19 protein-coding genes and 1 riboswitch are annotated in these 23,863 nt (G+C 45.3%); of the genes, 12 read left to right on the top strand and 7 right to left on the bottom strand.

From position 1 onward, the window contains the following. Positions 1 to 159: 159 nt before the first annotated feature. Genes vceB through CAG57_RS02895 form a run of 3 tightly spaced genes read right to left on the bottom strand, consistent with a single transcriptional unit; the run spans position 160 to position 4,345 of the window. On the bottom strand, positions 160 to 1,695 hold the full coding sequence (gene vceB, locus CAG57_RS02885) for a multidrug efflux MFS transporter permease subunit VceB (protein WP_099612613.1): 1,536 nt from the start codon (positions 1,693 to 1,695) through the stop codon (positions 160 to 162). A 9-nt stretch (positions 1,696 to 1,704) separates the two neighbouring features. Next, entirely contained in the window at positions 1,705 to 2,895 is a 1,191-nt protein-coding gene (locus tag CAG57_RS02890; RefSeq protein ID WP_099612614.1) for an HlyD family secretion protein, read from the bottom strand. Between the two features lie 22 nt (positions 2,896 to 2,917). Further along, on the bottom strand, positions 2,918 to 4,345 hold the full coding sequence (locus CAG57_RS02895; RefSeq protein ID WP_161427618.1) for an efflux transporter outer membrane subunit: 1,428 nt from the start codon (positions 4,343 to 4,345) through the stop codon (positions 2,918 to 2,920). A gap of 132 nt (positions 4,346 to 4,477) precedes the next feature. Between CAG57_RS02895 and CAG57_RS02900 the strand changes: the two genes are divergently transcribed. The 11 genes from CAG57_RS02900 (at position 4,478) to malZ (ending at position 18,399) form a co-directional block, all read left to right on the top strand. Then, entirely contained in the window at positions 4,478 to 5,080 is a 603-nt protein-coding gene (locus tag CAG57_RS02900; protein WP_099612615.1) for a TetR/AcrR family transcriptional regulator, read from the top strand. Positions 5,081 to 5,323: 243 nt separating this feature from the next. Beyond that, positions 5,324 to 6,856: an ABC transporter substrate-binding protein gene (locus CAG57_RS02905; protein ID WP_161427602.1), complete on the top strand. Its 1,533-nt coding sequence runs from the start codon at positions 5,324 to 5,326 to the stop codon at positions 6,854 to 6,856. Continuing rightward, positions 6,849 to 7,802: an ABC transporter permease gene (locus CAG57_RS02910; RefSeq protein WP_099612617.1), complete on the top strand. Its 954-nt coding sequence runs from the start codon at positions 6,849 to 6,851 to the stop codon at positions 7,800 to 7,802. Before CAG57_RS02905 ends, CAG57_RS02910 begins: the two co-directional genes overlap by 8 nt. Beyond that, entirely contained in the window at positions 7,799 to 8,596 is a 798-nt protein-coding gene (locus tag CAG57_RS02915) for an ABC transporter permease (protein WP_161427603.1), read from the top strand. The genes CAG57_RS02910 and CAG57_RS02915 overlap by 4 nt, the downstream gene beginning before the upstream one ends. Then, positions 8,593 to 9,975, top strand: coding sequence for an ABC transporter ATP-binding protein (locus tag CAG57_RS02920; RefSeq protein ID WP_161427604.1), 1,383 nt, complete (start codon positions 8,593 to 8,595; stop codon positions 9,973 to 9,975). Before CAG57_RS02915 ends, CAG57_RS02920 begins: the two co-directional genes overlap by 4 nt. Before the next feature lie 31 nt (positions 9,976 to 10,006). Further along, positions 10,007 to 10,104: riboswitch (TPP riboswitch) on the top strand. Between the two features lie 105 nt (positions 10,105 to 10,209). After that, positions 10,210 to 11,094, top strand: a complete 885-nt coding sequence (gene thiD, locus CAG57_RS02925; RefSeq protein WP_161427605.1) for a bifunctional hydroxymethylpyrimidine kinase/phosphomethylpyrimidine kinase — start codon at positions 10,210 to 10,212, stop codon at positions 11,092 to 11,094. A gap of 65 nt (positions 11,095 to 11,159) precedes the next feature. Then, entirely contained in the window at positions 11,160 to 12,593 is a 1,434-nt protein-coding gene (locus CAG57_RS02930) for a 6-phospho-beta-glucosidase (RefSeq protein ID WP_161427606.1), read from the top strand. Positions 12,594 to 12,864: 271 nt separating this feature from the next. Then, positions 12,865 to 13,866: a LacI family DNA-binding transcriptional regulator gene (locus CAG57_RS02935; RefSeq protein ID WP_161427607.1), complete on the top strand. Its 1,002-nt coding sequence runs from the start codon at positions 12,865 to 12,867 to the stop codon at positions 13,864 to 13,866. 171 nt (positions 13,867 to 14,037) lie between these two features. Beyond that, on the top strand, positions 14,038 to 14,517 hold the full coding sequence (locus CAG57_RS02940) for a hypothetical protein (protein ID WP_161427608.1): 480 nt from the start codon (positions 14,038 to 14,040) through the stop codon (positions 14,515 to 14,517). Between the two features lie 202 nt (positions 14,518 to 14,719). Next, a complete protein-coding gene (locus CAG57_RS02945; protein WP_161427609.1) occupies positions 14,720 to 16,552 on the top strand; it encodes an alpha-amylase family protein in 1,833 nt (610 codons plus the stop codon). Between the two features lie 14 nt (positions 16,553 to 16,566). Continuing rightward, entirely contained in the window at positions 16,567 to 18,399 is a 1,833-nt protein-coding gene (gene malZ / locus CAG57_RS02950; protein ID WP_161427610.1) for a maltodextrin glucosidase, read from the top strand. Between the two features lie 47 nt (positions 18,400 to 18,446). Here malZ and CAG57_RS02955 read toward each other — a convergent pair whose 3' ends face one another. Together CAG57_RS02955 and CAG57_RS02960 are read right to left on the bottom strand one after the other, a co-directional pair. Continuing rightward, positions 18,447 to 19,988, bottom strand: coding sequence for a BCCT family transporter (locus CAG57_RS02955; protein ID WP_161427611.1), 1,542 nt, complete (start codon positions 19,986 to 19,988; stop codon positions 18,447 to 18,449). Further along, positions 19,975 to 20,874 carry a homocysteine S-methyltransferase family protein gene (locus tag CAG57_RS02960; protein ID WP_161427612.1) on the bottom strand — a complete coding sequence of 300 codons (900 nt, stop codon included), beginning with the start codon at positions 20,872 to 20,874 and terminating at the stop codon, positions 19,975 to 19,977. The genes CAG57_RS02955 and CAG57_RS02960 overlap by 14 nt, the downstream gene beginning before the upstream one ends. Before the next feature lie 321 nt (positions 20,875 to 21,195). Here CAG57_RS02960 and CAG57_RS02965 point away from each other — a divergent pair, with 321 nt between their 5' ends. After that, on the top strand, positions 21,196 to 22,362 hold the full coding sequence (locus CAG57_RS02965) for a DUF3103 domain-containing protein (protein ID WP_161427613.1): 1,167 nt from the start codon (positions 21,196 to 21,198) through the stop codon (positions 22,360 to 22,362). A gap of 60 nt (positions 22,363 to 22,422) precedes the next feature. Here the strand turns inward: CAG57_RS02965 and CAG57_RS02970 are convergent, their stop codons facing one another. Together CAG57_RS02970 and CAG57_RS02975 are read right to left on the bottom strand one after the other, a co-directional pair. Further along, the gene (locus CAG57_RS02970) at positions 22,423 to 23,385 is read right to left on the bottom strand and encodes an exopolyphosphatase (RefSeq protein WP_161427614.1); all 963 of its coding nucleotides are present in this window, start codon (positions 23,383 to 23,385) and stop codon (positions 22,423 to 22,425) included. Between the two features lie 318 nt (positions 23,386 to 23,703). Beyond that, positions 23,704 to 23,862, bottom strand: coding sequence for a hypothetical protein (locus CAG57_RS02975; RefSeq protein WP_237665733.1), 159 nt, complete (start codon positions 23,860 to 23,862; stop codon positions 23,704 to 23,706). Between the last annotated feature and the right edge of the window lies 1 nt (position 23,863).

Here is a 23,863-nt window from a genome sequence, read left to right on the forward strand (position 1 = left end):
GTTCTAACAGCTGTAATACTCTTTATTGAATAGGTTAGCCATCACATCCACGCCGGCACCTTGTAGATTATCGCTCAACCGACCGAGAGCGTACCCTAAAAAGATGTCAACACCCTAGGGTCTGTGGGTCTATTGACTACTGATCCCCTTAAAAAATGATTAATGTACGGCTGACGTATCCACTGCGTGTTTCGGTTTAGGAGCAAACCAGATCATACATCCAGCCACCGCAAAAATAACCGCAATCATCAAAAATAACTGGTTAGTCGCCACCATGACACTCTGGTTTTGTAAGGTCCAGTCCATCGCAGATCGCGCCTGCTCAGTACTCATTCCTGCATTCTGCATCGCTTGGCTCGCCACGCCCGCTTTATCGGTTAAGCCAGATAATTCCGCATGAACATAGCGAGACTCTCGCTCCCAAGATGTATTAATCATTGAGGTGGCAAAGGCACCAGATAAGGTTCGGATAAAATTCATCAACCCTGCTGCCGATTCCATTTCATGCATTTTGACACTGCCTAGCGCAATTGCAGTTAATGGCACAAAAAATAACGGCATCCCAACACCTTGGAAAAACATCGGCCAGCTAATTTGTGAAAACGTCATGTCTACGATGCCAAAACTGCGCATAAAAGTCCAAAAACCCAGCCACATCACCCCAGCAAAAACAAAAGGCCGAGGATCGTATTTCGACGATAAGTTAGCAATAATAGGGGCGAGAAAGACGGCCAATATTCCCATAGTGGCGGTAGCATACCCGGAAATAGTCGCTGTATAACCCATATAGATTTGCAACCACAATGGCGTTAACACTGAGATACTAAAAAAAGCCCCAAAAGCAAGTGACAAAGTCACCATACTCATACTGTAACCTCGGTGTCGAAAAACCTTGAGATCCACAACAGGATTCCGTTCAGTTAATTCCCAAATTAGAAATGCTACAAAGCCGATTGCAGCAACAACCGCTAGAGTAATGATTCGTGAGGATTCAAACCAATCGTGATCTTTCCCTTCATCCAGCATCAATTGCAAAGCGGCCACCCATACCACTAATAGTAATAACCCCACTTTATCAATTTTAGAACGAATGGTTTTGGTCTCATACTTCTGCAACAATTTCCAACAAATCAAAGCAGCACCTATTGCAAAAGGCATTTTCACCATAAAGATATATGGCCAACTAAATTGATCACACAACACACCACCTAAAATTGGCCCCATTATCGGAGCAATCAACGTAGTCATACTCCAAATACCAATGGCAACATGCCCCTTATTTTTCGGGAAAATTCTCATCATTAAGGTTTGTGATAACGGCATAAGAGGGCCTCCGGAAAAACCCAGAAATATCCGAAACATAACTAATGTACTCATGCTATTTGCCATTCCACACAATAGTGAAAAAACACCAAACAGCAGAAAACAAGTTACAAATACTCGGATAGACCCAAAACGTGAAGCTAGCCAGCCCGTTAATGGTACCGAAATAGCCTCAGCAACCGCATAGGAGGTAATTACATAAGTTCCTTGACTAGCAGAAGTTCCTAGACTTCCGGCAATGGTAGAAACGGAAACATTGGCAATGGTGGTATCTAAAATAGCCAAAAAATTCGCCATTGCTAGACACAAAGCCCCTACAAACAGTGCTCCACCTGACAAAGGTTTGATTTCATGGTCAGAAGCGTGACTCATCCTCTCACCTTAACCTTGTTCTGCTAATTGGGTTGCCCGATATTGCACTAACGTTTGTGCGTTAATTTCAGCGGCGGTATCAATAGTGACAATCATTGAAAGCCCAACCTGCAAGGGATGGCTCTGTAATTCTTTCGGATCCAATTCAATTCGTACGGGCAACCGTTGTACCACTTTAATCCAGTTACCGGTCGCATTTTGTGCCGGAATCATAGAAAATGCCGAACCTGTCCCGCCCGAAAAACCCGCAATCACCCCGTGGTAAGTCACGTCATCGCCATACAAATCTGCTGTTAATGTAACTGGCTGACCTATTTTCACCTCACGCAGTTCCACCTCTTTAAAGTTGGCATCAACATAAATCTGGTTAATAGGCACGACGGTCATTAATGGCATTCCAACTTGAACCCGACGCCCAACCTGAACCTGACGTTTAGCCACCACCCCGCTGATTGGGGCTCGGATAATAGTACGTTCTAGATCAATTTTAGCTTGTTCCAAACGAGCTTTAGCCAATAAGACTTCCGGGTTATTTTCTACTGTGGTGTTATCTGTTAACGCGGCATTGGCTTTTTGCGAACCGATACTCGACAGCTTCGTCGCTTTCGCTTGCGCCATTGCCGCTTGAGCTGCATGCAAATTGGCTAGTGCTTGACTATACCCTGTTTGTGCATTGCTCAGCTCTTCCCCCGATACCGACCCCGAGCGCACAAGCCCTTCACGACGAGTTAAGTCTATTTTCGCTCGTTCAAAATTTGCTTGCGCTGCACTTAACTGTGCTTTGGTACGTTGCTCATTCGCTTTTTGCGCTTCCACCAAGGCGGTTAGTCCTTCATCGTTGGCTAAATAGCTGCGAACACGACGCTTTGCTAGCGCTAAATCGGCTTCAGCTTGACTCAAGGCCAAACGAGCATCGGTATCATCAATGTGTACCAACACGTCACCTTTGTCGACGTATTGAGTATCCACCACATTAACACTGGCAATGATACCGCCCACCGCTGGAGTCACTTCCGCAATTTCGGCCGCAGCATACGCATTATCGGTTGAAACAAAACGTGAACCAATAAAGTACCAATAAGTACTGTAACCCCCACCAACAATGATGATCGCAAATAAAAGAAATAAGAACCCTTTTTTACGAGCTTGTGAAGCTCGGTGAGTATCAAAATGTTCCGTTGTTTGTTCAGACGAATTCATAAAAAAACCTTTTAAAACTAAATCAAGAATGAGAGTGAGAAAAACCACCGCCTAAAGCATGAATAAGTGCAAGATCCAAGCTAAACGCACGAGACTGAAGATTAACCAACGCCCGTTGGTTATTAAGTAACGTCTCCTCAGCGACTAAAACATCAAGGTAAGTCGCTAACCCTCCTTGATAACGATTGTTAGCAATATAGTGAGCGCGCTCAGCTTGTATGACGGCTTGTTGCGTTTTTGCAATCCGCTCATCCAACGCCTGAGTACTGGTCAACACATCCGCAACGTCATGCAAAGCTTGATTTAAAGTAGCGTTATATAAGCTGACCGACTCTTGATAACGGGCTTGAGCAGAAGTAAGTTGTCCTTCTAATCGGCCGCCCGTAAAGAGGGGTAAATAGATGGCCGGACCAATGCCGCCTGCATCATTACCGCTGTTAAACACATTATCGAGACCGAAAGCTTGATAACCGATAAATGCGGAAAAACTCACATCGGGATAAAACATGGCTTGTGCGATCCCTACCCGCTCAGCAGCCGCCTCAGCCCGCCAGCGTGCAGCAACAACATCGGTTCTATGCCCTAACAGGCCAATACTAGCGTCTGCTGGCAGACCAAAACGAGCATTGAGCGTAATGGTTGGAGCATAAATCGCTCGTGCGCGATCCGGCCCTTGCCCAACTAAAGCGGCAAGCGCATTTTTTTGTAATTCAATCGACTCATTCAGTGCCAAGAGTTCAGCATCAACACTGGCAGCAATCGATTTTGCTTGGCTAACCGCCCCCAGAGTTTCAAGCCCGTTGTCGTAGCGTTTTTGCAATAACTCAACCGTTTTCTCTCTCACCCCTAAAGCCGCTACTACCGTGGTTTGGTTAGCATAGAGACGTGCCAGTTCGGCATAGGCATTAGCAATGGATGTCGCTAACATCAAATGAGCAGAAACACTTTCAACCTCTGCAGCGGCCAAATCTGAGGTTGCCGCCGCAATCGACGCTCGGTTCTTACCCCAGAAGTCAAAGTCATATTGAAAATTAAGCGTGAGTGAGCCGTAATCATTCCAACCATGAGGTGGTGAATACGATTGGTACTGATAACTGACTTTACTTTCGCTTGCAGAAGCCGCCAACCCGACATCCAACGAACGAGCAGCCCCTGCTTGCTCGGCAATGCCTCGGGCATTATCTAATCGTGCCTTCGCCATTTGTAACGTGGGGGAATACTCAAAGGCTTCTCTTATTAATTGATTAAGCTGTGTATCTTGATAGCGTTCCCACCAAGTATCCGTCGGCCACTCTATGCTGGTATGATCAGTAAACGTCTGTTCGGTATTCCACTCTTGTGCGGACTTCATCTTGGCCAAGTCTTGATCTAGATCTGGACTTGCGCAGCCAAAAAGTAACGCCGCACTGAGAATACTCATCGAAAAATAAGAAACAGATTGGCTCTGCATAAGCTTTATTTGAGTATTGTATTTCACATTTCACAACCTTATAACTAAACTGTACGGTACAGTTATACTCTTGACAGAAATGGCTAGTCAAGAGAAACTTATAGAAATTTTTCAGTTGGGATTGATGGGTGAATGCGAGTTAAAAGTGAAGAAAAAAGGCAAGCTATTTTAGAGGTTGCAAAAGATTCTTTTACACAACAAGGCTTTGAACAGACATCCATGTCACACATTGCTAAAATGCTGGGCGGTTCAAAAGCCACGCTCTATAACTACTTTAGCTCTAAAGAAGAGATCTTTTCAGCGGTCATGGCCTCTTCAGCCACCGAACAGATTGCTAATGCGTTCTTATCTCTTGATAAAAATCGAGATATTGCCACTTCTTTAGAAGAATTTGGCGTAAATTTTCTCAACTCGATTCTCGGTGTTGAAGCCATGGCAATTTATCGTATGGCGATCCACGAAGCTGAACGCTCCTCTGTTGGACGACATTTTTATGAGCAAGGGCCCAAAAAAGGCTGGACGCACGTCAGCGAGTATATTGCTGCACAAATTGATAAAGGAATGCTAAAGCCCTGCGACCCTTGGATTGCCGCCATGCAATTTAAAGCTCTTCTATCTGCGGAATACGTTGAACCGTTTGCCTTAGGGGCCATAGACAAACCCACTCACACACAAATTAACACCACCGTTCACCGAGCCGTCACTATCTTTCTTACCCTTTATTCTCCACAATAACCCCTCTTTTATTGATACAAAAACAGGTTGGTGAAAACGCCCTCCCATAGTCTATAAGATAATAAAGCAGGAGCCAGCACTTTGGCCCCTGTGCTTCCAGCGCCGAACACGCCCTATTGCCAACCTTACTTTCTCATTCACACATGAAATAGTTCACAAGCGATTCAATAACAAAAAATACTGGACATGATAACGATTCTCATGCTGAAATAATGTTATGTTATAACATATAGAATTTTACTAATGAAAAAAACGTTATTCTTGCTTGGTGTTATCGCCATTGCCGTGGTGTTTTTTTGGAAACCCAGCGCATCGGACAAACCCTCTCTTTTATCCGTTTCTGGTCCGTTTGAGTTTAGTAGCCAAGATTTGTCAAAAGATGGTTTTCTTTTTTCTCGCTTACAGGTCGTTGAAGCATTAATCGGTATTAATGACCAAGCACAACCTTATCCGCTTTTAGCACAAAGCTGGCAACAGAGTGAAGATGGATTACGCTGGGTTTTTGAAATTCGCCCCAATGTTCTGTTTCATGATGGTCAGCCGCTCACGGCCCAAGCTGTCGTTCACTCACTCAGCCGAGCCGTCAATAAACCGGGAGTGATTCGTCAAGTCCCGATTGAGTCGATTACCGCAGAAAATGAGGCGCTGGTGATCATCCTACAGCGTCCTTATCGGCCATTGCTTTCCGTCCTCGCTCACTATTCCACCGCGATCATTTCGCCATCGTCTTATCATGAAAATGGGCACGTCAATCGCTTACAAGGCACCGGCCCCTACCAAATTGATCAATTACAAGCACCACATAAGGCGCAAGTCATGCGTTTTGATCGTTACTGGGGAACACCAGCGGCCATTGAGAAAGTGGAGTACTTAACGGGGCATCGTTCAGAAAGCCGAGCGTTGCTCGCGCAAACGGGGCAAGCGGATATCGTCTATACATTAGATCCTATCAGTATCCCAGCCCTCCAGCAGGCCAAAAATGTCCAGTTACACATTGAGTCAATACCACGAACCGTGTTGATTAAAGTCAATAATGCTCACCCATTTCTTAGTCATAAATCAGTACGTCAAGCCCTTAGCTTCGCTTTGGATCGTCAAGGTATGGCAGAATCCGTACTCCGTTTGCCACAATCCCATGCTTACCAACTTTTTTCTCCCGCTTTAGGCTCTTGGCATCTGCCCGCTTTATCGGGAGAACAACGCCAGTTAGAAAAAGCGCAACAATTATTAACCGACCAAGGCTGGCAAAAAAACGCGCAAGGCTTTCTGGAAAAATCGGGGGAAGTTTTCCGCGTTCAGTTACTGACTTATGCCGATAGACCAGAGCTTCCTCTCCTCGCAACGGCAATCCAAGCACAATGGCGAGAGTTGGGTATTGATGTTCAAATTTCGATTGATAATTCCAGTGCCATTCCTGCCAAGCATCATGATAATTCATTAGAACTGGCACTAATTGCCCGCAATTTCGGTACACTTGCTGACCCCCTACCTTTACTAATGGAAGATTTTGCTACCGAAAAAGGATCCGATTGGGGGCCCATGCACTGGTCATCCGATCTCTTCTCACAACAGCTTGATCTGCTAGTCACTGAATCTGACCCAGAGAAATATGAACAATTGGCTCAGCAAGCCGCTCATATCCTTGCTGATGAAATGCCTCTTATTCCTGTGACTTATTACCAACAAATTATCGCGGTAAATCGTCAAATTCATGGCTTCTCTTTTGACCCTTTTGAGATTAACTACCGTCTGTCGGAGATGAAGTTCCATGACTAAACTCTTGCTCTCTCGGTTGTACCAAGCACTTTTTGTCGCTTGGTCAGTGGGCACCTTGACGTTTATTTTGATGAGAATGATCCCCGGCGATATCGCCTACCGCATTGCAGCAGGTCGGTATGGTTATGACTATGTCAATGAACAAGCCGCCTTAGCGGTGCGAGCGGAACTTGGGCTTGATCGTTCAGGTGTTGAGCTTTATCTCAGTTGGCTATGGGATTTGTTGCATTTTAATTTGGGGCATTCTCTCGTCAGTGGCGAGCCGATTGTTGATGCCCTATCTCATCAGCTTGGCCATTCATTACTTCTTGCGGGCGCAGCAACGTTACTTTCTCTATGCCTTGCCATTCCACTTGGGATCTACTGTGGAAGAAGAGTTAACCAGTGGAGCGATCACCTTGCGCTCTTTGGTTCAATCACTGTTAGGGCTCAGCCAGTCTTTCTGATTGGGTTGGTGCTGATCTTGATTTTCTCTTTACACCTGAACTTACTGCCCGTAGCGGGGTTTGGCCGACTAGAACACGTGATTCTTCCTGCATGCGCATTGGCATGTAGCCTTGCCGCTATGTCTAATCGAATGATCCGTAATGCCACCCACCAAGTGATTCATTCCTCCTATTTTCAGTTTGCACGTCTTAAGGGGTTAACCGAATCTCAGGCATTTCAGCGACATGCACATAAAAATATTGCTTTGCCCGTCATTGCTTTCGTTGGCATTCAAGCAGTCGGCTTGGTAGAAGGAATCGTCATGATTGAATCCTTATTTTCCTGGCCCGGTATTGGTCATGCCCTTTCTCACGCTATCTTCCAACGTGATATTCCGATGATCCAAGGTGCGGCATTGATCATGGGGTTACTGTTTGTGTTCATCAATACCTTGGTTGATGTGGCCCAGTATTACCTAGATCCAAGACAACGATTTGCAAAACAGGAATCACACGCATGAGTGGCCTTATTCATTTATCTCGAACCCAATGGGTGGGATTGAGTATTTTATTCGTTCTCATCACGCTCACCGCCATCGAGTGGCTTTTTTATCAGGGTGATCCGGCCCAACAATCATTATCTCAAGCGTTTGCATTACCGTCTTGGCAAGAACCGTTCGGGCGAGATCACTATGGCCGCAGTAACTACGCTCGGCTCAGTAGTGCAATTATGACCTCGCTCAGTATGGCGCTGTTCAGTGTTCTCACCTCGGCTTCATTAGGGCTACTCGCAGGGGTGGTGGCGGCATGGAAAGGGGGCTGGTGGGATAAAAGCTTGTCGTGGTTGGTCAACCTACTTTTGGCTATGCCGGGGCTCATTTTAGTTCTTCTTTTTGGTGCCATGCTACCGGGCTCATTTATGATCCTCTATTTTGCTATCTCTTTAATTTTATGGGTAGAGTATTTTCGAGTGGTGCGTAGCCGAACCCTAACCTTGCTGCGCTCTCCCGAAATCGAAGCCGCCCGACTTTACGGATTCAGTTCGTGGTATCAATTTAAACGCCACTTGTGGCCAACACTGCGTACCGATCTCTTTACCTTAGGTTGCTTTGGGGCTGGAAATGCCATCTTGGCGCTTGCCTCGATTGGTTTTTTATATGTAGGCCTTAAACCACCCGCCGCAGAACTAGGGCTCATGATGGTTGAGTTATTTCGTTATTATCATCAAGCCCCATGGGTACTGCTTCAGCCTATCGTGGTCGTCTTTCTGTTAGTCATGAGTTTTCATCTATTAGCTCGAGGTAAACACGCATGAACACTTTATTACACGTAGAGCAGTTAGCGATCAATAGCCAAGAACAGTGTTTGGTTGATCCCGTCTCCTTCCATCTGGCTTCTGGTGAAGCAGTCACCATTTTAGGAGAAACGGGCTCAGGGAAAAGCCTTCTTGCCAATGCAATTATTGGAACGTTACCCAATGAGTTAACCTTGCAAGGAAATATCACGCTATTTGGAAAAAATCAGAACTCCCGCTCTCAGGCAGAGCGTCAAGCACTCTGGGGAAAGAAAATCTCGATTCTCCCTCAAGAACCTTGGTACGCCTTAAGCCCATTAATGAACGTAGGTGAGCAAGTCCGTGAAGTTCATACGTTAGTTAATCACAATGCCGCCCAGGCGAATGAAAAAACGCAGGCAGCCTTTAATCAGGTTGAACTTAGCCAAGACCAAGGGAAATACCCCCATCAGCTCTCTGGAGGCATGGCACAGCGGGTAGCCTATCTTTGCGCCACTCAAGCAGGAGGCGAACTGTTGATCGCTGATGAACCAACCAAAGGGCTAGACAGCAGTCGAAGAGATCAGATTATTGAACAGCTCCTCACCCATAAGCAACGAGGAGCGGTACTCACCATTACTCATGATGTTGAAGTCGCTGACCGCTTAGGGGGAGAGATCATTGTCATGAGAAAAGGGGTTATCCAAGAGCGAGGGCCAGCAGAACAAGTGCTTAAACACCCTCAATCAGACTACACCAAAGCCCTTATTGCTGCTGATCCCCATTTTTGGGAAAAACGTTCTAAACCTCAAATAGGTGAACCACTACTGACGGTTCATCAGTTAACCAAAGGGTTTGCAAAGAAAACACTATTTCGAGATCTTAATTTCACATTAGCCAGTGGTGAAGTTCTTGGCATCAGCGGTGACAGCGGTTGTGGCAAATCAACCTTGGCCGATCTCTTGCTTGGGTTACAATCCCCTTGCTCTGGCAGCATCACGTTTCACCAGAAAATCAAGGTCGCTGAGGCGCTGAAGCTGTATCAAGACCCTCCCAGTGCGTTGGCGAAACATTGCACATTGCAAACGCTATTGAACGATCTTGAACAACGACATGCGATTGATAAGCAGGCGATCCCGATCTTAATGGCAAAACTCAACTTACCACCGGATTTATTGCTGCGTCAGGCAACCCAAATCTCGGGAGGGGAATTACAGCGCTTTGCTATTTTACGGGCTTTATTAATGAAGCCTAAGCTACTGATTGCCGATGAACCCACCTCTCGTCTTGACCCCGTTACCGCAGCAAACACATTGGAATTGATGCTGGATTTAACACAACAGATAGGCTGCGCGTTAGTCCTCATTAGCCATGATAAAGTAGCATTAGAGAAGCGCTGTCATAAGGTGGTTCAACTCTAGTTGTTTCACTTAAATTATTTGTTAGTATAGGCCATTATAGTCGGGGAGCCTTAAGGCTGAGATCGCATTGCGAGACCCGTTGAACCTGATTCAGTTAGCACTGACGTAGGGAACTATGGCAACCGATGACGCAGCCTTCGCATACCACTAGCATCAATGTGTATACGATGATTTAGCTTCGACCATTTTGGTCGTCATTGGCCAGTTCCTATACGTCATCTATAGGAGCCTGTCATGAGCAACACCTTATCTGCTATTTCACCCATCCCAATCGTATTAACTATTGCTGGCTCAGATAGCGGCGGCGGTGCGGGGATCCAAGCCGATATCAAGGCCATTTCCGCCACTGGTAGCTATGCTTGTAGCGCCATTACCGCCATCACCTCCCAAAATACCCTTGGAGTAACGGCAATTTTACCGATTGCCATTGAACACATTGCCAGTCAACTGGATGCGATTTTTAGTGACTTTACCGTGGCCGCGGTAAAAATTGGTATGCTGGCTGATAGCCAGATTATCCATATCGTGGCTGAAAAACTCCGTCACTATCAACCAAAGATTATCGTGTTAGATCCGTTAATGGTCGCCACCAGCGGTGATGCGTTACTTGCCGAACAAGCCGTCAATGACTTAAAACAACAGTTATTGCCATTAGCCACGGTTATCACGCCTAACTTACCTGAAGCCGCGGTATTTACTGGCTGTCCGATACCAAAACACGACCAGCAACTTGATGAGATCATCGCGGCATTACAGACTTTGCCAAGCCAAGCGGTGCTGCTTAAAGGTGGCCACTTTACTGCATCCGTAAATAGTCACGATTGGCTGATCTGCGGATCGCGGGTAAGGTGTTTTTCAGGGCGAAGAATCCACACCAGCAATACTCATGGTACAGGTTGTACCCTTTCTGCAGCGCTCGCTTCTTACCTCGCGCAAGGCTTAAGCCTTGAGCAAGCGGTATCGCGAGCAAAGCATTATATCTCGCAAGCCATCTTACATGCTGACCAGTTACAGGTAGGTAAAGGCCATGGGCCTGTGCATCATTTCTATGCGCTTCACGGCAAAGTTCACACCGAACAGAAAAAATTGAAACCGGTTACAGAAACCGGTTTCAATTGAGTAAAAAACGATCTAGACTAGTCACAGATTAAGCCTATTTCTGGTAAATGATTAAGGGGTAACCTATGACACAGTACAGTTTTCCGAAAGATTTTCTCTGGGGCGGCGCAGTGGCGGCTCACCAAGTAGAAGGTGGCTGGAACAAAGACGGTAAAGGCGTGAGTGTAGTTGATGTGCTGACTAAAGGGGCGCATGAAGTACCGCGAGTGATCACCGATAGCGTAGAATCCGATCAGTTTTATCCTAACCATGAAGCGATTGATTTTTATGGGCATTATAAAGAAGATATCGCGTTATTTGCTGAGATGGGCTTTAAATGCTTTCGCACATCGATTGCTTGGACGCGGATTTTTCCGAACGGCGATGAAGCCACACCTAACGAAGCTGGGCTGCAATTTTATGATGATCTGTTTGATGAGCTATTGAAATACGGCATTGAACCGGTCATCACCCTTTCGCATTTCGAAATGCCGAATCACTTAGTGAAACACTATGGCAGTTGGGCGAATCGCCAAGTGATCGACTTTTTCGTTAAATTTAGCCAGACTGTGATGGAGCGCTATCAGCACAAAGTCAAATACTGGATCACTTTTAATGAAATTAACAATCAGCGTAACTGGAAACTGCCGATTTGGGGATATTGTAACTCAGGGATGATCTACACCGATTACCCAAATCCTGAACAGATGATGTACCAAGTGCTGCACCATCAATTTGTTGCCAGTGCGCAAGTGGTCAAATTAGGCCATCAGATAAACCCTGATTTTAAAATCGGTAGCATGATCCACATCATGCCGCTCTACCCAGCTACTTGTCGTCCAGAAGACGTGTTACTCGCACAAGAGCTGATGCGCGAAAAGTATCTATTTAGTGACGTTCAAGTACGTGGCTACTACCCAAGTTATTTGATTAAAGAATGGCAACGTAAAAATATCCAAATCGACATCGCCGCTGGGGATGAGCAAATTTTACGTGAAGGCTGCGCTGATTACCTCGCGATCAGCTACTACATGACCAATATTGTCTCAACCCAGAAAGAGCAAGGACAAACGACCTCTTTGTTTGAAAATAGCCGTCTCAATCCATATCTACCCGCGTCTGATTGGGGCTGGCAAATCGATCCCGACGGTTTACGTGTTGCCTTATCTGAACTGTATGAGCGTTACCAAAAGCCAATTTTTATTGTCGAAAATGGTCTTGGCGCGCTTGATGAAGTGCAAGCGGATGGTTCAATTAATGATGATTATCGAATTAACTATCTCAGCGAGCACATCAAAGCGGTGGCGACCGCCATTAACTACGATGGTATTGAGGTGATGGGCTATACCCCTTGGGGCTGTATTGATTGCGTGTCTTTTACCACCGGTGAATACAAAAAACGTTATGGTTTCATCTATGTCGATAAGCACGATGATGGCACTGGGACCATGGCGCGCTCGAAGAAGAAAAGCTTTTACTGGTACCAGCAAGTGATTGCCAGTAACGGACAAAATATTTAATTCCATCGATACCCAAACCACTCACCGTTGCCGCTAGGCGGCAAGTAGGAAGGGTATAGAGCTGAGATGAATAACACGCTATACCCAAACAACTTGGAGTTGCAGGTAGGCGGCAAGTGAGTAAGTCCCCATAAACATAGATAGACTATGTGATTGGGGCGAACGAACGTAGTCAACACCCCTACAGCTTCAAGTCGGAAGGGTATACACTCACCAGCCCTTTGCACGCTCAAATGACAAAGGGCTGGATCAGTTAGGAGTAATTGCCGTCATGGCCACCATTAATGATGTATGCAAAGCCGCCGGAGTGTCTAAAGCAACCGTATCACGAGTGCTGAACGGCAATGGTCAAGTAAAAGAATCCACCCGCCAAGCGGTTCTTGCCACCATGCAACAACTCGGTTATCAACCCAATACCTTAGCGCAAGCGCTGGCCACCAATACCTCTCATGCAATTGGTTTAAGTTTGCCACATTTTCAAAGCAGCTATTTTGGTAGCATTCTGCATCATGCCGAACAAGGGGCCCACCAAGCGGGCAAAAAATTGCTGGTGGTCAATGGTAAAAATAGTGCCCAAGGTGAGCGAGAAGCGCTGCAAACATTGGCGAATCAACGCTGTGACACGATTATGATCTATAGCCGTCATTTAACGGAAAGCGAGCTAAGTCAGTGGCAACAAACGCATGCCATACCGCTCGTGGTGTTAAATCGACGCTTTTCTACGGCTGCCATCGCAAGCTTTGGCTTAGATCAAACTCAATTAGCTACCCTTGCTATGCAGCACTTATTAACCCTTGGCCATCGAGCGATTGCTTGTCTTACTTCACCGCTCAACAGTGAAACTGGTCAGCTCCGCTTCGCCGCTTATCAGCAGCAACTCGCGCAATCTAATATTGAACCTAACCCTGATTTGATCGTCGCAGGCGATAATAGCCTTAACTCTGGCTACCATGCTACCCAGCAGCTACTCACTCGTGGCGTCAACTTTAGTGCGATTTTTGCCTGTAATGATGATATGGCGATTGGGGCCATTCGCGCTTTACATGAGCACGGCCAGCGCGTACCACAAGATATTGCCGTGATTGGTATTGATAACGAACCCGCTGCCGCGTATGCCATTCCAAGTTTATCAACCGTGGCGCTGCCGATTGTCGAGTTAACTCAAGCGGCCACACAATGCGCGGTGATACTTGCTAATAAGCAGCCAGTGACCTCATTACATCATACCTATCTTGGCCAGTTAATCGTGCGTGAGTCGTCACTGTCCGCTTAATTTTCAGCGTGAAACGATCACATTGCGCCGATTAAATGATATAACCAAGGCTGCCTTTTGCACTATTGTTGATAAATCGCAAAGCAACACCTTGCTGCACAGTCAATGATGGTCTTTTCACACTTAACTGCCCTCCTAATAGTTAAGTTTTCTCTAAAGTAAGGAATATGTATGTCTGATATCGCAACCAGTATTGATGCCATTCAACCTATGGTTGAGTCCTCTTCTGGCTCTATCTGGGGTTATGTGGTCGGTGGGCTAGTTCTTGTCGTGGCCGCTGGTTATTTTGGTTTCAAAAAGATTAACCAACCTGCATTTGTGATCAAACAAATTCGCAAGCGCAACCGCAAAGCAATGCAAAAACAAGGGATAGAAAGCACCGAAGCCGTAGCCGATTTAGATCATTTGTTGGATGCCGTTCAGCAACACGCTATCGATAATGGCATGAGTGGTACGGCGATGGTTCAGCTGCTGGCACCCCTCAATGATAAAGCCAAAATCAACTCTGCTGCCGGTTTTTATCAGGCCATGGCTTATATTGCCAAAAGTATTAATCAGCCGCAGCTAGTGAAAAGCCTACAAAATAAATCTAAACAAGTGAAATCCAGCTCGCCACTGATGGCCGGACTACTGAAACGCGCTGGGGTTTAATTCTCGATTTCTGTGGCTTGCTATAATCACCAGCAGGCCATAGCAACAACCATTCAGTTCATTCGTATAGCTTAACCTCGCTCACACTTTTTCACTCTCCCTTCGATCTACGCCCTAAATTGCTGAGTAAGGGATGAGTTGCATTATCAAACCATTGTCTACCCTAGATTGGTTTATATTTTATGACAGTTAGGCCAAAGCAATGCATAGCCATTTCTCTTCTCATAAACTAACGGTTTATCAAGTATTTACTCGTCTATTTGGTAGTACGCAAACCGCCAACATCCCTTGGGGCACAAAAGCGCAAAACGGAGTGGGTAAGTTTAGTGATTTTACGCTTAAAGCCTTGCAAGAAATTGCTCAATTAGGGGCAACGCATATTTGGTATACCGGTATTCATCATCATGCTTTAGTGGCCGACTACCGCCAGTTTGGCATCAGTGATGATCATCCAAGCGTAGTCAAAGGACGCGCGGGTTCGCCTTACGCAGTGAAAGATTATTACTCAGTCAATCCCGATTTGGCCGATAACCCCGCGCAACGTAACCAAGAGTTTTTGGCCTTAATTCAACGCTCACATCAGGCTGGCTTAAAAGTTATTATTGATATTGTTCCGAACCATGTGGCGCGACACTATCAAGGATTAAACAATCCTCCCAGCGTCGAAGACTTCGGACAAAGTGATAATACCCAACTTGAGTATGCCAGAGACAATAATTTTTATTACCTACCCAATCAGGCGTTTCAAATGCCCGATCTGCCCGATCACTTAGCACCATTAGGGGGTGAAAGTCATCCGCTCCTGGCTGAGCCTTATCAAGAATTTCCAGCAAAATGGACCGGCAATGGCTCGCGGCAGGCCAAACCCGATGTGGACGATTGGTATGAAACAGTAAAGATTAATTACGGCGTTACCCCTAGTGGAGAGAAAGACTTCGCCGAACTCCCAGAATCTTATCGCTGGCTTTCTCATCAAGCGCATTTTACTTTTTGGCAGCAGCAGTCCGTGCCGAACTCGTGGCTTAAGTTTCGTGATATTGCCCTCTACTGGCTAGCGCAAGGGGTTGATGGGTTTCGTTATGACATGGCGGAGATGGCACCGATTGAGTTTTGGAGTTTTATGAACTCAGCGATCAAGCACGTTAACCCTAATGCATTTTTAATGGCTGAAGTCTATCAACCTGAGCTTTACCGTGATTATATTCAGTTAGGCAAAATGGATTATTTGTACGATAAAGTCGATTTATACGATGGGTTAAAAGCCATTATGCAGGGCAAAGCATCAACCGCCATCATTGGCAGCATTGAGCATCAAATGCGTGATATTGAACATCATATGTTGCATTTTTTAGAAAATCACGATGAACAACGCATTGCCTCGGCTGACTTTGCCGGTGATGCTGAACAAGGGCGACCAGCTATGCTGATCTCTACCTGTTTATCCAGTGCGCCGACCTTGATTTATTTTGGTCAAGAGGTGGGAGAGCCAGGGGCGGAACAGGCTGGATTTGGTCAGCCGTCACGCACCTCTATTTTTGACTATATTGGCGTACCTGAGCATCAAAAATGGCTTAATCATGGTCGATTTGATGGTGGGCAGTTAAGTGATAAGCAGCGTCAGCTACGTCAATTTTACTGCCAGCTACTCAACTTAGCTAAAAACAGTCCAGCGCTGATGGGCGATTATCACGATTTATACGCCGAGAATTGGCCACATTTTGCACAGCAACAAGATACGCTGTTTGCCTTTGCCCGCTCTTGTCCTGAGCAAAAATTAATTATAGCGGCTAACTTTAGTGCCACGGAAAGTAAAACCGTGCCACTGCATTTACCCCAAGAGCTGATTAAACATTGGCAATTGAGCGAGGGAAAATATGCCTTAATCGATCATCTCAATCAGCAACCACTCACACTGGTGGTAACGGAGCAGCGCAGTTATGTCGAAATAAATTTTAAGCCGCTTTCCACGCATTTTATTGAAATTTACCCAGACCGCTCGACATTGTCAGCGACCAGCCAAGGTATTGTAGGATGACCAAGGAGTATAATATGCACGCCCCGTTTCTTTTTCACGGTCAAACCGAATCATGGGTTACTTGCCACGATAATGGATTAAGTTTAACACTAGCAATAGAAGCCTCGTTTCCATGTAGTAAGGTTTTAGTTCGCCATGAACCTGATAACGAAGAAATGTTAGTCGCAATGGAAAAAACGGCGACCACCGAGCGACTCAGCTATTGGCAAGCGACCATTCCACTCAACCAAGATAGAGCGATCACACATTACGTATTTAAAGTTCTAACCACACATAACCAGTGGTGGTTAGATGCCAAATCAGTGTCTACCCGGATTCCCAGCCGGGAATACCATTTTAAATACAATACACAGCATCAGCCTCCACGGTGGGTCAGCCAACAGATTTTTTATCAAATATTTCCGGATCGCTTTGCCAATGGCAAACCCGAGATCAGCGTAAAAAGCGGTGAATATTCCGTGAGTGATGGAAAATCGGTTATCGCTAAAACGTGGGGAGAGCCTGTTGATAGCCACCAAGGTAATGGCGGCTGTGAATTTTATGGCGGCGACCTATATGGGGTAGAAGAAAAGCTTGATTACTTACAAAACCTTGGCGTTACCGCGCTGTACCTAAACCCTATCTTCCATGCGCCTAGTAACCATAAATATGATTGCATGGATTACTATACCATCGACCCACATTTGGGCAGTAATGAACATTTTGCACAGTTATGCCAAAACTTACACCAACGAGAGATGAGAATCATCCTTGATGCGGTGTTTAATCACACCTCAACCGAACACCCTTGGTTTAATTTACAAGGTTGGCACCCACAATACGGAGCATATCAATCCAGCCATTCTCCTTATCGCCATTATTATTTTTTTAATGGTGATGGCCAAGACTATATTGGCTGGAAGGGCATCGCTAACCTACCAGTACTTAATTTTCAACATCCTGAAGTCAGAGCGGCGATTTATGAATCTGACGATGCTGTGATTAAACATTGGCTCAAAGCACCTTATCACATTGATGGCTGGCGCTTTGATGTTATTCATATGCTGGGTGAAGGTGAAGGCGCGAAAAATAATACTCATTATGTCCAAGCGTTTCGAGAAGCCGCGAAAGACATTAATCCGGATTGCTATGTATTGGGTGAACATTTTTTTGAAGCGACCCAATGGCTACAAGGCGATCAAGAAGATGGCGCGATGAATTATTATGGTTTTGCGCATCCTTTACGAGCTTTGCTCACTCATTTAGATATTGCTTTTCACCCTATCGATATCCAAGTAGCGCAGTTTCTCGATTGGCTAGCAGAAGCGAGAGCCAAAATCCCGTGGGCCAATCAATTAGCACAGCTCAATCAATTAGATAGCCATGATACCGCACGATTTATCGAGCTGATCGATGGTGATCAGGCCTTGTTTAAAATCGCCAGCATTCTACTTTTCACCTATGTGGGCACGCCTTGCCTTTACTATGGGACGGAGGTTGGATTAAGAGGCAGTCATGATCCCGACAACCGTCGTTGTATGCCTTGGCAGCAAGTGACAACATCACCTTATTTTGCTTTCTTTCAACAACTGATTGCGCTACGAAAACAATATGTCGCTTTGCAAATAGGGGATTTTCAACTGCTGTATCAAGATGAGAGCAGCTTTGTCTTTGCGCGCTGCTATGCGGAGCAAAGAGTTCTGGTTGCGATTAATCTTAGTCATACCCGTGACGTATGTTTGCCCCTCTGGCAGTTAGGGTTAACCAGTGGAGAATTTAGCAATGCGCTAAGCGCACAAGATTATAAGTATCAACATGGAGAAATGCTCATCACACTTGAGGCCAAAAGCGCTATGATTTTAAGCTAGCCAGTACCAAGCAAGCCGGTTATTAATTCCGGCTTGCTTGGGTTCAGTTACTCCGCTTGACTAAGCACAATCTGGCGCTCAGTCACCGTTTCAGCTTCACTGTGACTGGGTAAAATGCCTAACGTATGTAAAAAACCTTTCAACATAATGGCATAGATAAACATCATCGGCAGACCGGCAACCACACACAGTGATTTGATGGTCTCAATGCCACCACCCGCTAAAAATACACTGAGACTGATCAAACCAATGGCAGCCGCCCAGAGTAGCTTCACTCGATTGTCAGGATCGCCATTCAGTTCAAGTTGATTGGTGGTCAGCATCGCCGTGGCGACACTGGCGCTCGACATGGTGGTCAACATTAAGAAAAACTGGATGATTAAAAACAACCCTAGAATCCAACCACCGCCGGGTAAAGTTTTGATCAAAGCGACCACCGCATAAGTTAATCCGCCTTCCGCCATCCAATCTTGCACAGGTAAACCGCCCAGCATTTGCGCCCATACCGCATAACCACCGAAGATAGAGATGAAAAATGCGCAGCCTAAAGCGCCCATCGAAAGGGTATAAAGGATCACCTCTTGAATAGTACGGCCACGTGAAATGCGGGTAATAAAGAGCCCCATCATGATCAAATACGCGTAATACCAAAACCAGTAGTATTGCGTCCAACCTTCAGCAAAGCCACTTTGCTGAACCGGATCGGTCCACAAAGACATTCTAAAAAAGCTATCTAGCATCACGCCTAATGAATCAGTAAAATTATTAACGATAAAAGCAGGCTGAGTGACCAGCAGAACAAACAGCGCAAACACAATCGCCAAGGTCACTGTCCAGTTTGAAATTTGATTAATGCCTTGATTAAAGCCCACTAACATCACTGCGACTAATGAGCTAACAAACAACGCAATAATGATCCCTTGTAGAGCAAGACTGTTATTGATCGCCAATAAATCGGCAACCCCAGTACTCACCAGCGTCACGGTTAACGCCAATGAGCTAGCAAAAGCGGCCAGCGTGCCAAAAATCGACAACAGATCGATACTTTTGCTGACTAGCGGATGATTGCCGACTACGGATGAACATAAACTCGACACTTTTAGAGTACGCCTTTTCTGCACATAAAAAGCATAGGCAAAAGGAATCGCGGGGAAACAGTAAATGGCCCAGCCAGTGATCCCCCAATGGAAAATCGAATAGGTCACAGCCCAAGCCGCGGCTGGGTAACTATTCGCCTCGGCAAATAACGGCGGCGATTGTAGGTAATACATTGGCTCACCAATCGCCCAGTAAATCAATGATGCGCCAACACCAGCGGTGAAAATCATCCCACCATAAGAAAAATTGCTGTATTCGGTTTTTTCATCACCGAGGCGGATTTGGCCATGTTTTGAAAAGGCGAGCCAAAGTAAAAAACCGACTAACGCCAAACTGGCTAGTTGCACCAACCAACCGAACCAGTGACTCACCCACGCCATCGCTTGTCCAGCCATCGCTTGTGAGCTGGCAGGATAAAGCGCAGAGATGGTCAGTAATACCAATACCAAAATAATCGCCGGAAAAGCTAAGCCATAGTTAAGATTTTTCAAGCGCCTGCCTCCAATCCTGTAAAGCACGAATATGGTTTGGGGTAATACCGCAGCAGCCACCAATCACGGTTGCGCCTAATCCATACCACTGCTTGGCAAACTCAAGGTAATCTTGCGCGCTGAACTCACGCATCGCCTGAACGGTTTGATTAGCGGCATGTTGCGCTTTAATCGGCGCAAAGCTATTGGCATATACCCCGATCTCGATACCGGTTTTATCTCCATTCAACGCATTTTTCGCTTGCGAAATAGCATCCGCCATCACTTCAGGTACTGAACAGTTGAATAAAATCCCTGCCCCTCCTGCCGCAGCAACTTGCTGAACCGCATCCGATACCGACTCTCCAGAACGCAGCAGCGCCACATCGCTGTCATCTTGCAAAGTAAACGCGTAATAACAAGGCTTACTTGATTGCTCTAAGACCTGTTGAATAATGCTCAACTCTTCTAGGCTGGCAATGGTCTCGGCAATCCAAATATCAACATAAGGCTCTTGAGCCGCATACAGGGTTTGGGTGATCGCTTGTGCTGGCTGCACTTGAAACAGATCGGGGCGATAGCTACCCATTGCTGGCGGAATTGAGCCTGCCACTTGCACGGCATGTGGCGCTTGCTGTGCAACCTCAGCGGCAATTTTCGCCGCTAAACGGGCTAATTTTGCACCATCGCTGCGATACAGTGCTTCGCCTAAATGAAAGGGCACGCAAGCATAACTATTGACGGTAATAATATCGGCACCAGCATCAATAAAACTTTGATGCGCTAAACGGACATGCTCTGGCGATTCAATCAGCGCTTGGGCGCTCCATAACGGCTGAGAAAACGGCGCGCCAATACGTTTTAATTCGCGGCCCATACCGCCATCAAGAAGGGTAAATGTGCTCATATTCTTGTATCCATACTGCTTTATTGGTTCAAGCATTGAAGCATACTGTGAGCAAGATCATAGTGAATAAGCTTCACATACAACATGAAAATTTTTCAGGTTAGCAGCAAGGATAATTTTCATTATCCACAGACCCTAGGTAATTCAGGTGAATAAAGCGAGCCAGCACCAACGTCGCTTTAAATTGGAAGAATATAGAGTAAAAGGTCTAATGTTTGATCTCCGTTCAGCATTTCCTTTATCAATATGATTGACGGTATTAATCGTTATGTTAAATTCATCTTGTAACCTCGTTTTATTCGCTGCCCTAAAGGCCCTCTTATGATAAAAAAAATAATTCTAATTGCCGGACTCACCCTCGCTTTATTAGGTTGTCAATCCGAAGATGATAATACTGCACGCGCTGATACAATCAGTAATGAAAAACGTGATATTGCCTACTACTTGAGTCAAAACTACCATTTATATTCAGGCTCGTTACAGAACACACTTAATAACGATCAGCTAAGTGTTTCCCTTGCAAATTTAGTCAGTGATGATCAAAATCCAACGTTAACATCACGAGTAAAACAAGCCGACAAAACCATCCGAACACTGCAAGGTATTGAAGCGTTTACTGACGATCTCTTAGAGCTTCGTTTAGCTGATGGCACTATGCTCAAAGATTTACAACAAGGCCAACTGCCATTATTTGCTTTTGAACCTAAAGGCAATGAACAAACCTGGGACTTTATCGAAGCATTTGATATTTATGGTAATATTCATTATTTAGATGTCTACCAAATGCCCAATGTTCCTGTCTTTGTTGTCGATAATAATAGCGCCAAGTCGCTACAGGCCGGCTTGCAAGCCATGCGTCAAGAGCTACAAAAATTGGGCCAACAACCGATCACTCAATCTGACGATCTCGTCGCTAGATCGCAAGCACGTGATCTCAGTGAGTCGAATAAATCGGCTAGCCAACCACTATCAACCACGGTACTGAAAAAAATTCGCTTAGAGGACGACAAAGAGCCCTGGATTTCAGGCAAAGCTGAAATTTATGCGCTTGTCACAGGGGTTGATCCAAGTCGTGATAAGCCGACTATTGATGTGATAGATATGCCTTATCTAAGTTATGACAAAGTTGACTATTCTCCTAACCAAGTGATGATCCATTGGTCTCGTTATCGTTGGGGGGCTGTCGATATCGTCCTGATGGAACAAGATAGTGGTACGAATTATCAAGAACTCGCTAAGCTGTTGGTTGAAGCGGCTGAAAAAGTGCTTCAATCGTTCCCCGATCTTGAAGCGCAAGGCTATTCGGTGATTGCCAATATTACAGGTAAAATTATTGATGCCATTCCCAGTGGATTATTGACTAATGATGATGATTTTGTTGATGTTTACTATACTATTCAACAAGATAAGTATTATATTGACCACCCTGGCGCAACCAATAATGCACTGGTAACCTTCGAACCGTTAACGATTAATCCAACGCATTAAACCACGCCCACTCAAACGAGCAGGCTTGTTCACCGCCTGTTCGTTTGTTATGTATGATCTCTAACCATCTAAATTAATTTGTTTGATTAATTCCTCTTGCACACGCTCTGCGTCAGATAATGAAATTTGACACGTTCCAGCCGCGTGATGACCACCACCACCGTACTTAAGCATTAATGCGCCAACATTGGTTTTAGAGCTGCGATCAAAAATCGATTTACCCGTAGCAAAAACAATATTCTGCTGTTGAAAACCCCACATTTTATGAATCGAGATATTACAGTGGGGAAATAACGCATAGATCATAAATCGATTACCCGCGTAAATCACCTCTTCACTGGTTAAATCGAGCAACACAAGATTACGATACACTTTTCCACAACGCTGAATTTGTTCTTTAAATTTAACTTCATGCTTGCGATAAAGATCAACCCGCTCTTGAACATCAGGCAGTGCCAAAATTTGCTCAATACTTTGCGTTCGACAATTCTCAATCAAATTCATCATTAAGTTATAGTTAGAGACTCGAAATTCTTTGAAGCGACCAAGTCCAGTGCGTGCATCCATCAAAAAATTTAATAAATTCCAACCTTGAGAATCGAGGACTTCATCACGAGTAAACTGAGCTGAATCGCCTTTATCAACCGCCGCCATCATCTCTACCCATCGCTCGGGAAATACCGATTGACCACCATAATGGTCCCATACCACACGCGCAGCAGAGGGCGCATTCGGGTCAATAACATGATTAGGCCGAGCCCCTTGATTACGAATGGTTTCTGATAAATGATGGTCAAACACCATATGCGCTTCTTTAACATAAGGTAAATTGGTCACAATATCGTGCTCGGTAATCTCGATCAGTCCATCTTGCATATCTTTCGGGTGTACAAACTTAATCTCATCAATCAAATCAAGCTGCTTAAGTAATACCGCACACACTAAACCATCAAAATCACTTCTGGTAACTAAACGGAATTTTTTTGTTGTGGCATGGTTAAATCCTTTTCCAATGTTTGTCATTCAACAGCTAAAAATAAACCTATACCCAAACAACTTGAAGTTGCAGGTAGGCGGTAAGTAAGTCCTCATGAGCATAGGCAGATTATGCAATTGAGGTGAACCAACGTAGCCAACTCCGCTACAACTTCAAATCGGAAAGGTATTGAAATAAATACGTTACCTTTTAAGGGTAGTCGAGCTTAATAAGGCTCACAAACGCTTAAAACATTAAACCCAAAATAGAGTGGAAACCCACATCAGCAATATTTCGCAATAGATACGTTTTGCCCAAATTGACCATGTCACGGTGCACAGACGAAAGCGCGGTCTCGTAAGCACTTAGTAATCACTATTCTGCCAGACACTTTCATTCCAAAACGGTAAATCCAGTATTTCGATCTGATTAAAATGTGGTTCTGCAAGGCCTTTTAAGTAGTTCACCACATTCAAACTTTGTGAATATACGCTTTGACTGCCAGAGATAAGAGTCCGTTTCATA

Origin of the sequence: Vibrio sp. V30_P3S12P165 (genome assembly GCF_009904905.1) — a bacterium.
Classification (GTDB): Bacteria; Pseudomonadota; Gammaproteobacteria; order Enterobacterales; family Vibrionaceae; genus Vibrio; species Vibrio fujianensis.

Bases quoted from the DNA above. Each gene is read 5' to 3' on its own strand.
- CAG57_RS02890 (WP_099612614.1), bottom strand. From the start codon at position 2,895: ATGAATTCGTCTGAACAAACAACGGAACATTTTGATACTCACCGAGCT.
- CAG57_RS02970 (WP_161427614.1), bottom strand. From the start codon at position 23,385: ATGACAAACATTGGAAAAGGATTTAACCATGCCACAACAAAAAAATTC.
- CAG57_RS02895 (WP_161427618.1), bottom strand. From the start codon at position 4,345: ATGCAGAGCCAATCTGTTTCTTATTTTTCGATGAGTATTCTCAGTGCG.
- CAG57_RS02915 (WP_161427603.1), top strand. From the start codon at position 7,799: ATGAGTGGCCTTATTCATTTATCTCGAACCCAATGGGTGGGATTGAGT.
- CAG57_RS02920 (WP_161427604.1), top strand. From the start codon at position 8,593: ATGAACACTTTATTACACGTAGAGCAGTTAGCGATCAATAGCCAAGAA.
- malZ (WP_161427610.1), top strand. From the start codon at position 16,567: ATGCACGCCCCGTTTCTTTTTCACGGTCAAACCGAATCATGGGTTACT.
- CAG57_RS02910 (WP_099612617.1), top strand. From the start codon at position 6,849: ATGACTAAACTCTTGCTCTCTCGGTTGTACCAAGCACTTTTTGTCGCT.
- CAG57_RS02975 (WP_237665733.1), bottom strand. From the start codon at position 23,862: ATGAAACGGACTCTTATCTCTGGCAGTCAAAGCGTATATTCACAAAGT.
- CAG57_RS02930 (WP_161427606.1), top strand. From the start codon at position 11,160: ATGACACAGTACAGTTTTCCGAAAGATTTTCTCTGGGGCGGCGCAGTG.
- CAG57_RS02900 (WP_099612615.1), top strand. From the start codon at position 4,478: ATGCGAGTTAAAAGTGAAGAAAAAAGGCAAGCTATTTTAGAGGTTGCA.
- CAG57_RS02940 (WP_161427608.1), top strand. From the start codon at position 14,038: ATGTCTGATATCGCAACCAGTATTGATGCCATTCAACCTATGGTTGAG.
- CAG57_RS02945 (WP_161427609.1), top strand. From the start codon at position 14,720: ATGCATAGCCATTTCTCTTCTCATAAACTAACGGTTTATCAAGTATTT.
- CAG57_RS02960 (WP_161427612.1), bottom strand. From the start codon at position 20,874: ATGAGCACATTTACCCTTCTTGATGGCGGTATGGGCCGCGAATTAAAA.
- CAG57_RS02965 (WP_161427613.1), top strand. From the start codon at position 21,196: ATGATAAAAAAAATAATTCTAATTGCCGGACTCACCCTCGCTTTATTA.
- CAG57_RS02935 (WP_161427607.1), top strand. From the start codon at position 12,865: ATGGCCACCATTAATGATGTATGCAAAGCCGCCGGAGTGTCTAAAGCA.
- vceB (WP_099612613.1), bottom strand. From the start codon at position 1,695: ATGAGTCACGCTTCTGACCATGAAATCAAACCTTTGTCAGGTGGAGCA.
- CAG57_RS02905 (WP_161427602.1), top strand. From the start codon at position 5,324: ATGAAAAAAACGTTATTCTTGCTTGGTGTTATCGCCATTGCCGTGGTG.
- thiD (WP_161427605.1), top strand. From the start codon at position 10,210: ATGAGCAACACCTTATCTGCTATTTCACCCATCCCAATCGTATTAACT.